The 13,445-nt window shown below is 41.9% G+C and carries 13 protein-coding genes; 2 read left to right on the top strand and 11 right to left on the bottom strand.

Annotation, left to right across the window (positions count from 1 at the left end):
* Window positions 1-28: 28 nt before the first annotated feature.
* The 9 genes from galU to ald form a co-directional block, all read right to left on the bottom strand.
* Window positions 29-919, bottom strand: coding sequence for a UTP--glucose-1-phosphate uridylyltransferase GalU (galU, locus tag HOL16_03695; protein ID MBT5389799.1), 891 nt, complete (start codon window positions 917-919; stop codon window positions 29-31).
* Window positions 920-981: 62 nt separating this feature from the next.
* Window positions 982-1,440: a DnaJ domain-containing protein gene (locus HOL16_03690; protein ID MBT5389798.1), complete on the bottom strand. Its 459-nt coding sequence runs from the start codon at window positions 1,438-1,440 to the stop codon at window positions 982-984.
* A 3-nt stretch (window positions 1,441-1,443) separates the two neighbouring features.
* Window positions 1,444-2,280, bottom strand: coding sequence for an AAA family ATPase (locus tag HOL16_03685; GenBank protein ID MBT5389797.1), 837 nt, complete (start codon window positions 2,278-2,280; stop codon window positions 1,444-1,446).
* Between the two features lie 128 nt (window positions 2,281-2,408).
* Window positions 2,409-3,191, bottom strand: a complete 783-nt coding sequence (locus HOL16_03680) for a glutathione S-transferase family protein (GenBank protein MBT5389796.1) — start codon at window positions 3,189-3,191, stop codon at window positions 2,409-2,411.
* Window positions 3,192-3,316: 125 nt separating this feature from the next.
* Complete coding sequence (locus tag HOL16_03675; protein MBT5389795.1) at window positions 3,317-4,129, bottom strand: ABC transporter permease subunit; 813 nt, start codon at window positions 4,127-4,129, stop codon at window positions 3,317-3,319.
* Window positions 4,126-5,073 (bottom strand): ABC transporter permease subunit, encoded by a 948-nt coding sequence (locus HOL16_03670; GenBank protein MBT5389794.1) that lies wholly within the window; start codon window positions 5,071-5,073, stop codon window positions 4,126-4,128. The genes HOL16_03675 and HOL16_03670 overlap by 4 nt, the downstream gene beginning before the upstream one ends.
* Entirely contained in the window at window positions 5,070-6,203 is a 1,134-nt protein-coding gene (potA, locus tag HOL16_03665) for a polyamine ABC transporter ATP-binding protein (protein MBT5389793.1), read from the bottom strand. The genes HOL16_03670 and potA overlap by 4 nt, the downstream gene beginning before the upstream one ends.
* 10 nt (window positions 6,204-6,213) lie before the next feature.
* Window positions 6,214-7,317 (bottom strand): polyamine ABC transporter substrate-binding protein, encoded by a 1,104-nt coding sequence (locus tag HOL16_03660; GenBank protein MBT5389792.1) that lies wholly within the window; start codon window positions 7,315-7,317, stop codon window positions 6,214-6,216.
* Between the two features lie 37 nt (window positions 7,318-7,354).
* Window positions 7,355-8,476 carry an alanine dehydrogenase gene (gene ald / locus HOL16_03655; protein MBT5389791.1) on the bottom strand — a complete coding sequence of 374 codons (1,122 nt, stop codon included), beginning with the start codon at window positions 8,474-8,476 and terminating at the stop codon, window positions 7,355-7,357.
* A gap of 144 nt (window positions 8,477-8,620) precedes the next feature.
* Here ald and HOL16_03650 point away from each other — a divergent pair, with 144 nt between their 5' ends.
* Both HOL16_03650 and HOL16_03645 read left to right on the top strand, forming a co-directional pair.
* Window positions 8,621-9,112 (top strand): hypothetical protein, encoded by a 492-nt coding sequence (locus tag HOL16_03650; GenBank protein MBT5389790.1) that lies wholly within the window; start codon window positions 8,621-8,623, stop codon window positions 9,110-9,112.
* A 551-nt stretch (window positions 9,113-9,663) separates the two neighbouring features.
* Complete coding sequence (locus HOL16_03645) at window positions 9,664-10,320, top strand: carbonic anhydrase (protein ID MBT5389789.1); 657 nt, start codon at window positions 9,664-9,666, stop codon at window positions 10,318-10,320.
* A 36-nt stretch (window positions 10,321-10,356) separates the two neighbouring features.
* On the opposite strand, the gene HOL16_03640 is transcribed toward HOL16_03645, so the two are convergent.
* The gene (locus HOL16_03640; GenBank protein ID MBT5389788.1) at window positions 10,357-11,214 is read right to left on the bottom strand and encodes a hypothetical protein; all 858 of its coding nucleotides are present in this window, start codon (window positions 11,212-11,214) and stop codon (window positions 10,357-10,359) included.
* Window positions 11,215-11,424: 210 nt separating this feature from the next.
* Window positions 11,425-13,335: a tetratricopeptide repeat protein gene (locus HOL16_03635; GenBank protein MBT5389787.1), complete on the bottom strand. Its 1,911-nt coding sequence runs from the start codon at window positions 13,333-13,335 to the stop codon at window positions 11,425-11,427.
* Window positions 13,336-13,445: the final 110 nt, after the last annotated feature.

Genomic DNA, 13,445 nt, shown 5'->3' with positions numbered 1-13,445 from the left:
TCCTTTCTGTCAAAAAAGTTCAATAAAATTAAGCAGCTTCCGTTAATTGCTTTCCAAACTGTGTAAGAAGTTTCTTCGTCGAATTCCTCATATCAGCTCGTTCAAGGGCATAAGAAATATTGGCAGCTAAAAGACCTTCTTTTGTCCCACAGTCAAACCGTTCTCCAATAAACCTGACGCCATTAAGAGGGTATTCCTTTACGAGAGAAGCAATGGCATCAGTTAATTGAATCTCACCCCCTGCACCGGCTTCTTGTTCCTCAAGAACGTCAAAAATATCTGGTTGCAAAATATAGCGACCGATAACGGCCAAATTAGAAGGAGCATTTTCGGGAAGGGGTTTTTCCACTAAGCCATTGGCAAGGACGAAGTGACCTTCATCTGTTTTAACGTCTAGGATCCCATATAGGGGGGTATGTTGGGGCTCTACGTCCATAACCGCGAGCATATTCCCGCCCTTAATTTCGAATGCTTCAACCATTTGTTGCAGGCAAGGGCGTTCGGCTTGAATGAGATCATCGGGCAGAATAACGGCAAAAGGTTCATCTCCGACGAGATGGCGGGCACACCAAACAGCATGACCTAGACCCAGAGGTTCCTGTTGGCGGGTGTAGGAAATCTGTCCCGGCCTGAGCAGAAGAGAATTCACAAGATCTAAATCGTCAAGTTTACCACGTTCTAAGAGGAAAGAATCGAGCTCATAGGAGTGATCAAAATAGTCTTCTATGGGGGATTTTCCTCTGCCTGTCACAAAAATAAATTCTTCAATTCCAGCCAGACGAGCTTCTTCGACGGCAAATTGGATTAAGGGGCGGTCAACGACAGGAAGTAGTTCTTTGGGAACAGATTTAGTAGCAGGGAGGAAACGGGTTCCGAATCCACCGACTGGGAATATTGCCTTCCGTACTTTATGCTTCATAAACACTTTCTCTCGATGATGTCACTACACTTAAGCCAGGAGTTCCAGAAAAAGAGTTCCACTTACCCCTTTAACAGCACTTCCCGCGCTTGATTAATCTTAGCGGCTAGATATGCTGATCCTCCTTTATCAGGATGGAGGCTAAGAATCAATCGTCTATGGGCCTTTTTAATGTCTTCTTTTGAGGCATTTTCAGAAAGTCCAAGTATATTAAGGGCTTCTGAGCGTGTCATGGGGCCAGCAGCTGTATCTGAATTTTCTTCTTGGGTGAAATATTGAAAGCGGGTGTTCATTAAAAGTCTTTGAACCAATGGACCCAATAGAGGAATTAGATAAAGAATCCCGGCTAGGCGCCCTGTTAGGAGGAAAAATAGGAACAACATACCGCCTCCAATGGCGGCGCTCCATTTTAAAAAAGTGCTAGAATTTTTTTGAATGAAACGAACAAGGGCTTTAATCAAGAGAAAACCGCCCCCGAGTACAGCTATGGCAAGGACGGCAATGAGTAAGAATCTAATCAAAGGCTATAGGGATGCGGCTGCCCTCTCCTGAAGTTGGGGAAGTTGAATGGATTCAATCAAACGTCGAAGCTCTTGCTTGGCAGTGATATGGGAAAGTTGAAGGACTTGACCTGTCTCTCTCATATCTAAGAGGGTAAGCCCAGATAGGAATAGTTCGCGAAAAATGACCCGTTCCCCGAATCCGGCTAATGTACGAAATCCTATCCGTTTAGAGAGAGCACTCAGGACTTGTTCCATTTTTTCTTTATTCTTGGCATGAATATTCGACAAACGATTTCGGAGCACAATCCAGTCAATATTTCCGCCATCGCGAATGGCCCGGTTTTTTTTCTGTTCCCAGACAAACTCTGCGTAGAGGCTAGGGCGAACAATATCCATTCCGTCATCTTTTAGGCGCACGAGCATATCCAAGTCTATGAGGCTGTCATTGAGGGGAGTAATAAGGGTATCGGCAAAGGAATGGGCTAAGCGAGATAAATAGGTATTACTTCCAGGTGTATCAATAACAATAAAATCATTTGAAGACAGGCCGGCAATGCAAGCGGTTAGGCTTGCAGAATCTTCCTCCTGGGCTTCTTTCACAGAATCCAGTGTGCTGGAAGGCATGGGCTTGTGATCAGAGAGTGGAATATCTTTATCAGAGCTCTTTTGGTACCGTTGGCGATTTTCAATATATCTGGTCAGGGTTCCCTGTCGTGCATCAATATCAACACTTCCTACAGAGTATCCAAGCCGGAGAAGGGCGACTATTACATGCATACACGTAGTAGATTTTCCGGTGCCGCCTTTTTCATTCCCCAAAACAATTACGTGGGGCTGACTTGTAGATTTATTGGTCATCAAATAACTCCTGTATATTTTTTCACGCACAGACTAGCGATCTTGCCATGTGTTGGCAATAGGGTCTCCTGATCTGTTTTCAGGATGTTAATCCTGCATTTTCCATCGATGAGTTGTGTGTAAAGGTCTCACACCTTTGACGTTTTAACTGGAACTGCCGAAGGGTGCGCTGCCGTTGCTTTAAAAGAAGGTCGATCGAGAACGCGTTTGGTATAAGCGGCTAATTTAGGCCAACGCTTAGCGTCAAAGGTCTCGTTAGCCAATTCAAGACTTGCCAGTTGTGCCACGATAGCGATATCGGCAGCGGAGAAATCCTTGCCTGCAATCCACTCATTGTCACCAAGTTCTTTCTCCAAGTAGTCATACATGGGAGGCAACGTTTCTTGTAGAGCCGTTTGAACCACTTTCTCATCGGTTGTTTGATTGAAAATTACCGGTTTTCCAAAGCGTTCAAAGAGGACATTCTTGCCAATCACAGGCCCCAGCACATCATCTCCGTATTTGGTAAGCCATAAGGTGCGGGCATAGGAATCAGGCGCTTTAGGGAAAAGTGGGGTATTGGGATGGGTTTTTTCAAGGTAAGCCGTAATGACCGCCGAGTCAGCCATGGTAACGTTTCCGTCTTTAAAGGCTGGGATTTTTCCGAGTGGACTCGCTTGGGCGAAATCTGCCGGCACTTCCATATTTTTGGATTTTAATGCTAGGGTAGGCAAGGTTTCTTTTAGTGTGAACTTTATCCCTTTTTCATGGAGAGCGACCAAGACTTTTCGCACATAGGGTGACAGGGAGATGCCGAAGACTACCTTCGAATGTTCATCACAAGATGTACAGCTAGTGGAAGGTGAGGGGGAAAGTGTAACGAGGCATAAGAGAGCTAGTATAAGAGGGGCTTTTATTTTGCCAAAATTCATAAGGGTATTCCTTCCATTATCTGTTGGTTGATCAATTTTAATTCAGGGCGATAAAACTTTTTAGAATTTAATTGTCCTGTTTATATAACAGATTATAGGGGTGATCTAGTGCTTTTGTGTGTGGGTTAAGCTTTGTCTTTTCGTTTCCGATAGATGATCCAGCTGCTCAGGCCTACGCTGATGCCTGCTACGAGTATAATGATGGTTGCAAGGGCGTTGATTTGAGGCGTGATCCCCATGCGTATACTTGAAAAAATGAGCATTGGAAGTGTTGTTGAGCCTGGTCCAGAGACGAAACTTGCGATGACAACGTCATCCATGGAAAGGACAAAAGCTAAAATCCAGCCGGCAACAAGGGCAGGGGATATGATTGGTAGGGTAATGAGAAAAAAGACCTTCATGGGGGGTGCCCCAAGGTCTAAGGCTGCCTCTCGAAGCGTATTGTCAAAGTTAGCCAAGCGCACTTGGACCATGGCGGCCACATATGCCATGGAAAAGGTAACGTGAGCAATAGTAATAGTGATTATTCCTCGTCCATGGGGCCAACCAAACATTTGCTGCGTCGAGACAAATAGTAATAGCAAGGAAAGTCCTGTTATAACTTCAGGCATGACTAAGGGGGCCGTCACTAAGCCACTAAAGAGACTTCGTCCTCGAAAAGGTCCAAGGCGGGTCAGGACAAGGGCTGCCAGAGTTCCCAATATGGTTGAAAAAGTAGCAGTCATGGTTGCCACTTTAAGGCTCACCCAAACAGCAGACAAAAGCTGATGATTATCGAGGAGGCTCGTGTACCATTTAGTGGAAAATCCAGACCATACCGTAACCAATCGGGATTCGTTAAAAGAATAGAAAATGAGAATAACGATGGGGAGGTAAAGAAACGCGTAGCCAAATGCTAGGACGGTTGATCTTAGGAACGGGCGATAAGCATGTTTCATGATCGGGATTCTTGCGACTTAAATTTTTGGAAAAGCATAATAGGAACGACGATTATAAGGAGCATTGTTATGGCAAGAGCTGCTGCCACAGGCCAATCACGATTGATAAAGAATTCGGTCCATATCACTTTTCCGATCATCAGTGTATCGGATCCTCCGAGGAGATCTGGAATAACGAATTCTCCGATGGCAGGAATAAACACTAGAAGAGAGCCTGCAATAATTCCAGGGAGTGTCAGAGGAGAGATGATTTTAAGAAACGTTTGAAACGGTGTGGCCCCTAGATCGTGGGAAGCCTCAAAAAGAGTTGGATCCAAGCGGTCTAGAGCCACATATATAGGAAGGATCATGAAAGGGAGATAACAGTAAACAAGTCCTAGGCAGACAGAAAAATCATTATACAAGAGAGGCAATGGATCTTCGATGAGCCCTATGGTCATGAGAGTGCTATTTATAAGCCCCTGTGGGCTGAGGAGTCCTATCCAGGCATAGACTCTAATCAGAAAGGATGTCCAAAAGGGGAGCACAATAAGTAAGAGTAGAAGAGTGCGCCACCGAACAGAAGACCTGTATATAGCATAGGCCATTGGATATCCTATGATTAGGCATAAAATTGTTGCTATGAAAGCCAGCTTAAGAGAGCTTAGGTAAGCGACTAGATAAAAATCGTCGTAGATTAGGTAGGCATAGTTTCCAAAGTTGAAGTGAATCTGGGGAAGGTTACTTCCGACCCATTTTAGGATGGGTTTAAAGGGGGGAACGCCAATGACAAATTCAGAGAGACTAATTTTTGCAACAATTAAAAATGGAATTAAAAAAAAGAGCAAAAGCCACGTATATGGAGTAGCAATCAGCGCGGACTTCCCTCTCTTTTTGAGGAATTTTTCGAATATTTTCACCGATTCTTTTAAAGGAGAATTTTTCAGGAAAGTTGGTGTCGTCATAGGGCCAATACCATACCATTTTCTGGACGCCACTGAAGGTATACTTTATCTTCCCATGTTAACGGTTGTTCCGTTAGACGGGCTAAATTAGGAAGTGTGGCTTGAATGATTTTTCCGGAGGGGAGTCGGACATGATAGATGGACACATCTCCTAAGTATGCAATATCATCAACGATCCCTTTGATTGTATTGAGTTTTCCTTGGGGTTTTTCTTTGGATACAATAATTTTTTCAGGGCGGATGCCCACGCTGACTTGGGCTCCGATGGGGGCAGTGGAAGTGCGGGCAATATGAAAGTTGCAGCTGTCTTCTTCGGAATGGACAAGCACGTGATATTTATCTTCTTCTACAACGGTTCCGTCAAAGATATTTATAGATCCAATAAAATCGGCCACATAGCGTGAATTGGGAAACTCATAAATCTCATGGGGAGACCCAACTTGGCGCACATGACCTTCTTCCATAATACCTAGCCGCGTGGAAACGGTCATGGCTTCCTCTTGATCGTGAGTTACCATAACAAAGGTGATTCCAATACTTTCCTGAATGTTGACCAACTCAAACTGTGTTCGTTCTCGTAGTTTTTTGTCTAGGGCCGCTAATGGTTCGTCTAACAAGAGGAGCTTGGGGCGTTTGATAATGCTACGGGCTAGGGCAACGCGTTGTTTTTGGCCTCCAGAGAGTTGGTAGGGTTTCCGTTTCGAGTAGGAAGTCATTTGGACTAACTGGAGCGCCTCTTTAACACGCTCCACGATTTCTGACTTAGGGAGTCCTTCCTGCTTAAGACCAAAGGCTACGTTCTGAGCTACTGTCATATGGGGGAAGAGGGCGTAGGATTGGAACATCATATTGACGGGACGTTCATAGGAAGGAACACGGGACATATCTACGCCATCGATGAAGATTCTACCAGCACTTGGAGTTTCAAATCCGGCCAGGATTCGGAGGAGTGTTGTTTTGCCACATCCTGATGCTCCCAGAAGGGAAAAAAATTCTCCTTTATAAATGGAAAGAGATAGGTCGGTTATGGCTGGAATGCCATCATAGTCTTTGGAAACGTTTTCAATCTGAATATAAGGAGAGATGGAAGGATCTTGCCAAGGCTCAAGTTGCTTTTTTTGTACAGTCATAAAATATACTCTACTTTCGTGCCGTCATGCGAGCCCAAAGTCGGGTGCGAAGGCGTTCATAATTAACAGGTGCCGACTTAGAGATAAAGAGTTTCTGAATGACTTTTGCGGGAGGATATATCAGAGGGTTTTCTAGCACACTTTTGTCAGTATATTTTTTTGCTGCATCGTTAGCACTCGCCATTTTCAAATAGTTTGTAATTTCTGCACTAATATCTGGGCGGAGAATAAAATCAATAAAGGCATGAGCTTCATCTACATGAGGGGCGTCGGCTGGAATAGCCATCATATCAAACCAGAGCTCTGAGCCTTCCTCAGGGATAGCATAAGCTATGTCATAGTTTCGGTGAGCTTCTTTAGCGCGGTCCCGTGCTAATAGAATATCCACAGACCACCCTTGGGCGAGGCAAATGTCTCCGTTGGCGAGGTCATCAGTTACACGAGAAGAATTGAAAGATCTCAAATAGGGACGAATTGCACGAATGGCGCCAATGGCTTTTTCCAAATCTTCCTTTGCAAATGAATTTGGATCTATATGCAGATAGGCAAGCGTGTTTGTTAATACTTCAAAAGCTGTATCCATAACTGTGACGCCACATTTTTGAAACTTGGAGACAACTTTTGGATCAAAAACCATTTTCCAGCTATGGATAGGCGCATTTGGCATTATTTCTTTTACTTTTTGAATATTGTAACCAAAACCAGAAGTGCCCCATACATAGGGAATACCGTAATCATTGTGGGGGTCAATAAGTTCCAGACTTTTTAGGAGGTCAGCATTGAGATTCCCATAGTTCTTTAATTTTGATTGATCAATTTTTTGATATATCTTGGCTTGAATCTGACGTGCAAAAAAGGGATTAGCTGTCGGGAAAACGACATCAAAATCCGAATGGCCCACCATGAGCTTAGCTTCGAGGATTTCATTTGTGTCAAACACATCATATTGGACCCTAATGCCCGTTTCTTTTTCAAATTTTTCGATGATACCAGGGGCAATGTAATCGGCCCAGTTGTATATATTAACGACACGATTTTCAGCATTTTTAGAGCAAGCGATGCCCCAGGGGAGAAGAATGCAGAAGAAAAGTGCAATAATAGTCTTTTTAGCCATGGCACAATCCTTGATCTTATTTCTCTGCCCTATATGTTTAGGCTGCTTCAAAGGCTTTTTCAGGGGATACATAAGTATATCCTAGGTCATCTGCGACTGCCTTGTGGGTTATGTGTCCAAAGGCAACGTTTAGGCCCTCGCAGAAATAATGGTTACCAAGCAAGGCCTGTTTGTAGCCTTCGTTGGCCAGCTTACATATGTATGGCAACGTGGCATTATTAAGCGCAGAAGCCGAAGTCCTTGCGACAGATCCGGGCATATTTGTAACACAATAGTGTATGACTTCGTCCACAGTATATATGGGATCATCATGTGTCGTTGGGCGGCTGGTTTCTGAGCATCCTCCTTGATCGATAGCGACATCTACGAAGACAGAGCCAGGACGCATGTTTTTGACGTGTGCTTTCGTAATAATCTTTGGAGCAGCTGATCCGGGAATCAGGATGGCTCCAATGACTAGATCCGCTTTGGAAACGTGCTCATCAATGCTAGTTACTGTAGAATAAACGGTTTCAAGACGGGATCCAAATTGGAGATTTAACTCTCTTAAGCGATGGAGAGATTTTTCAAGAATCGTGACTTGAGCCTCGAGGCCCATGGCCATACGAGCAGCATTGGTTCCGACGACACCTCCTCCAATAATGACAACTTTGCCTGCTTCCACACCAGGGACGCCACCAAGGAGAACACCATTTCCACCTTTAAACTTTTCAAGACATCGAGCCCCTGCCTGGATGGACATACGCCCTGCGACTTCACTCATGGGTATTAATAGGGGCAGAGTGCCATTAGAGTCGGTAACTGTTTCATAGGCAATAGCAACACACTTTGAGTCCATAAGGCCCTTAGCCTGAATGGGGTCTGCTGCCAAATGGAGGAATGTGAAAAGTATCTGGCCTTCCCGTAATAATTTACATTCTTCGGGCTGGGGTTCCTTTACTTTGACAATAAAGTCTGCCTTTTCAAATACTTCCTTTGCAGAGTTGGAAATTTTAGCGCCCACATCCAGATATGATTGATCATGGAACCCAATCCCATCACCAGCACCTGTTTGAACGAGCACTTGGTGTCCTTGTGAAATGAGTTCCCGGACACTGGGAGGTGTTAGACTAACACGATATTCGTGTGCTTTGATTTCCTTTGGTATGCCGATGAGCATGGCCGACTATATCCCTGTTATTCATAAAAGATTCTGCACTATACAAGAAGCAAACCTATTTTGAAATGGCTTTTAACTTGCTTCAAGCTGTTGTAACGATTACAATAGAAGATATAAAAGCTATTGAATAAATCAGGGGGAAGAATGCTTAGAGCCACTTTCGGTGTGTTAGCAATGTATCTATGCTTTTCGACGTATGTTGTGGCTGGCACGTCCCCTTCAGCAAAAATCACGTCATCAGCGACGCCTAAAATTCTTAAGAGATTTTCATCACAGAAAGAGTTGAACAATTTTTTTTGTGATCTAAAAGACCAAATTAAGAATAACAAGCAGCAGCTTCTAAAAATTTGTAAAGCGGGGGTTCAGAACAAGTGTTGGACTCAATCTGCAAAGGTGGGCACGCCTTGCCACAAGAATAAGTATATGGTTATGAGAGCCGTTTCGCCGTTCCGAAGTCCATTGATCTCCATTGAAAATGTGGGAATGACAGATTCCCAAGGAAAGCAATTTGAGCCGGTTTTCTGTAAAGCGGTAAGGAGTACGGGATGTAATATGAAGATATTTCCCACGTGCGAGGCTCTGTTAAAACAGGAAAGTAAAGATCCTGCTGCTACACCCCTTGTTTGTCCAAAGTAAGCACCAACGTTAGCAAAACAGCCACGGTACTCCCACAAAGAATCTACAGTGATCATGGCTTGCTCAGAAAGAGAGACAACTTAGTATTTCCATTTGGCAGAGTTCTAGAAATTCCTATCCTCCAAATGCAACACAAAATACAAGCCGGAAGGACGCTGTCAATTGTCGAAGAAATCCAGCATCCTTCCGATACTATTCAAACACATCAAACGAAAAAAATTGTCTATTTAATGATGTTAATGTAACAAGAATCATACTTCTGTCAATAGCCTCTAACTATTTGATAAATAGAGATAAATTTAGAGAAATGAGGCCCCGCAATGCCTGTGGAAGAGAATTTAAAAGTCTGATTTTTTCAGAGAAGTTGCGAGCCAGTATTTACTGTATCTATTCTGCCTTTCGAGGAGCAAGTTAGAAAAGAATATTCTTTCCACTTGCGACTGTGCGAGGACTTTCTCAACTTTTGAACCATGATTCTTTTTCATATTTGTGACATATGATATGTTAAAGTCCAGCAGTGATAATATATGTGCGGTAATTTAGAAGATAAAATGAACACAATTCACCCCAATGATTCAGGTATTCTTTCTTTAATCGAAGGCTATAAGAGCTTTAAATCAAAGCATTTTGAGCAATCGCAGTCTTTCGAAGAGTTAGTGCGCTATGGTCAAAACCCGAGCTCCCTGGTAGTTGCATGTTGTGATTCACGGGTTGATCCTGCGATCGTTACCGGGTGCAAGCCAGGTGAGTTGTTCGTCGTTCGAAATGTCGCGAATTTGGTGCCACCATTTGAGCATGACCTGCGACATCACGGTACCAGCGCTGCTCTGGAATATGGGGTTAATGGTTTGGGTGTGAGCGATATTATTTTATTTGGCGACAGTCACTGTGGTGGCATACGAGCACTAATGGAAATGGATGAAAACAATAATTCTTCAGATTTTATGAGTGCTTGGATGGATATTGCAAAGCCGGCCAAGCGGCGAGTGTTAGAACAGCATCCTCAAGGCTCAGCCGACGAACAGGCCCATCTTTGTGAAAAAGAATCCCTGCTTATCTCCCTGAATAATTTAAAAACATTTCCCTGGATCCAAGAGCGCATAAAATCCAATAAATTGTTTTTACATGCTTGGTATTTTGATTTAAGCACGGGCTTCATAGAAGCTTACCAGTCAGAGACCGGTGAATTCATTCCGTTAGATCTCTAGGGGGCACCACAAAACCAGCGTACAAATTTATGAAAGCTAGTTACCCGTACCAATAAATCTATTTATTTTTGTTATATCAAGAGTGTATGGGGCGAAGTTAGCTTGGTAAGCTCTTCTTTGTGATCGGAATTCTTCAAAAGTGAGTTTTTCACAAAAGTCCTTATGCTCTCCAACTTTATTTTCCTGGACATACTCATTGCTTGTGAGAGCCTCAAACATATATCTTTCAAGCTCATCATAGCTTTGTGATTGAGTGAAAAAGTCCGGATCAAAGCCAATATACTCCCCATTAGGTAGCCTAAACACATTATGGTTTATGGCATCACCATCAGGTTTAAATTTCTGGTACTCTGGCAGGTTGACGAATGGTACAAAGTAAGTCCCTCCATGATCCTCTGAGCAAGGGCTATGGAAAGCCCACGAGATACTGTGCCAAAATTGAAAAGAGTCTATGCTACAAGAGCGACCTAAGGTAGTTACTAGAGCGTTCATACTTTCAAATCCGAGAATATCCGAAATTAATTTGATTCTTGCTATCTTAGCTGCATTCATACAATCGGCAGAGGTATGGGAATTTAAAATAGACTCCAAAGCTTCTTGAATTTCAGATTGTGTTTCTTCTTTCAAACGCAAGTAGTGAGTAGATCCTCTATTAGTAAGCGCATATTGGAATTCCCATGAAATCGCTTCGGTATCCCATACAGAAGAATCTGTTGCATATTTCCAATTTTTATTTATTTTTCCATAGATGGTAGTTAGTGATTTAGCGCAAGTTTCACTCAGTTCTTCGTGATTTATCCCATCTGCTTCATTTGGAGCGGCCATTACTGGCGAGACGTTTAAGGCACTCGTGTAAATTGAAGTTATAGCAATAAATATATTCAAATACTTCATAATAAATCCCTAGAAAAACAAACAATATATTTACTTTAGAATGAAGTAGAAACTAACATGACCTACAATTAAAGTCAATCTTTATAAAAATATTTAGTGTTTATTTTTATAAACAGTAGATTTTTATACCAAAACTGTTTGAATTCTTGTTCTCGGTGAATTTACATATGAGGTATAAAGTTTCTGGGAGGTAAAAGGAATTACCCCTAACTATTTCGTTGGCCTATAAGCAAATTTTTCTGGAAAATGATTTTTTAAAATCTTCATAGACTCATTTAGGTAGTGGTTTGATTGAGATTTAAAACTCTCAGACTTTTCTATAAATCCTTTACTCTTTTCGATATTGGCTCTTGTTAGGTATACTTCTGCTAAATCCTCAAAGATTAAGTGCTCTTCTGGATGTTTGTTTATCTGAAAAATATTAAGTGACTCTCTTAGGATATTTTCAGCTTCATCCAAATTACCTTCCAGGAGATGGACTTGTCCTAAGCTTTTTAAGACACAAGCAGTTTCAACATGTTTCTTCCCATAATTTTTCTCAATGACAACCAATTCCTTTCTTAATAAATGTTTTGCTTTTTCATATTCGCCAACTTCTTTATAATAATTCCCCAGATGGATGGATGTTCTTGCGACGTATATGTGGTCATCAAAGAAATACTGACTTAGGATTTTAAGGCTTTTTTCAAGATAATGTTTAGCTTTTTCAAAGTCTCCCAACTTTGTGTAGACGTTTCCTAGATCTCCCAGAACCCAAGAGGATCCCACATAGTTTTCAGAATGTGCCATATAAATTTTAAGACTTTGTTCAAATAACTCTTTTGCTTTCTCGTAGTCCCCTATGTTCTTATAGACACTTCCTAAATGTGCCAGTGCCCAGGCAAGACCAATGCGTCTTGAGGGGCATTTCTTATACATGTCTATACTTTTTTCAAGAAGGACCTTTGCTTGCTTAAGATCTCCTAAGCCTTCAAAAACTGTCCCTAAATAACCGTAAGCTTTTGCCGCACCAGCTATATCGTTAGGTGATTTTTGGTAGGTTTTAATGCTGCGTTCAAATAATTCTTTGGCTTTGTTATATTCTCCTGTTTTTTTGTAAACATTTCCTAGAAATAATAAAAATCGCGCAATTTTATCGTTTGAATCTCTCTCAGAACTTAAAATAGAAAGACTCTTCTCAAAAAGAAGTTTAGCCTTGGAATGATGGGACAAGTAGCAATATATACAGGCTAGTTCTCCCATTAAAATCCCCTTGTCTTTATTGCTAAGCAAGTCGCTGTGGCCTAGAACATGTTCGGCATGTGGATATAAGTTTTTCATCTTGGAGAAATCTTCTTTATCCACAGCGTCTCGTATATAGCTTTCTAAGCTGGAATTTATGGGGCGTGTCAGATTAACTTTCTTGCTCAGATCTAGTGTATTGAAAAGATGTGATAATATTTTTGCTTGAATGCTCCTGTGGATAGAGAATGTCGATTCTAAGAGGGGGAGATTGATTGATTTATTCGTGATAAGTGAAAATTTGTTTAAGTGATAAATAAAATTATCTACGACAAAATCATCTTTAAAAGTTGTGAGCAATTCTCGAGGAATATTTTGTGAGTCTAAAAGGCTTATAAAAAGGAGTAGCTCTTTGAAATCCTTATGTGCTTTTATAAGACGTTTTATGGTTAGTGTTATGATCCCATAACGGGTTTTGGTATAACCACCAATCTCTTGAAGAATCTTCTTCTGCACATCAGAAAAGTTTCTGTTGTATGTAGACATATTTTCTAAATATTTTTTATAAGGGATATGGGTTGCCTTTAGGTAATATGCAGACACTGAGATATCGAGGGGAAAAGGGGGGATTTCTGCAAGGAAGTTCTTAGTACTTTTTCGTTGGGCGTTTGTGAAACTTGTCTTTTTTCCATTGCTCATGATTTTCATAAAAAGATTTAATTTTTGTTCTGGGGTAAGTTCTCCCACTTGGACCAGGTTATTAACGTATCTACTATTTTCGATGTTACTGTCGCGGGTGGTTAGTATTATCCTTCCATTTCCCCATATGTTCGGGTCACTAGGAAAGTAGGTGTTGAGATCGGAACAGCTGGGCGCCTCTATCAAGCATGATTTTGTCACAACCAGCAATTGAAGTCGCATAATTTTGAGCAAGAGGAAGGGATAAGGGGTGTTTTTCTCGCTTTAGTGCCTCTATTAGCCCCTATTTCTTAGATTTTGGGCATGCTTAT

It is taken from the genome of Alphaproteobacteria bacterium, assembly GCA_018662925.1.
GTDB lineage: Bacteria > Pseudomonadota > Alphaproteobacteria > 16-39-46 > JABJFC01 > JABJFC01.
Note: the sequence above shows the minus strand (reverse complement) of the source record. Positions and strands in the feature narration are given on the sequence as shown.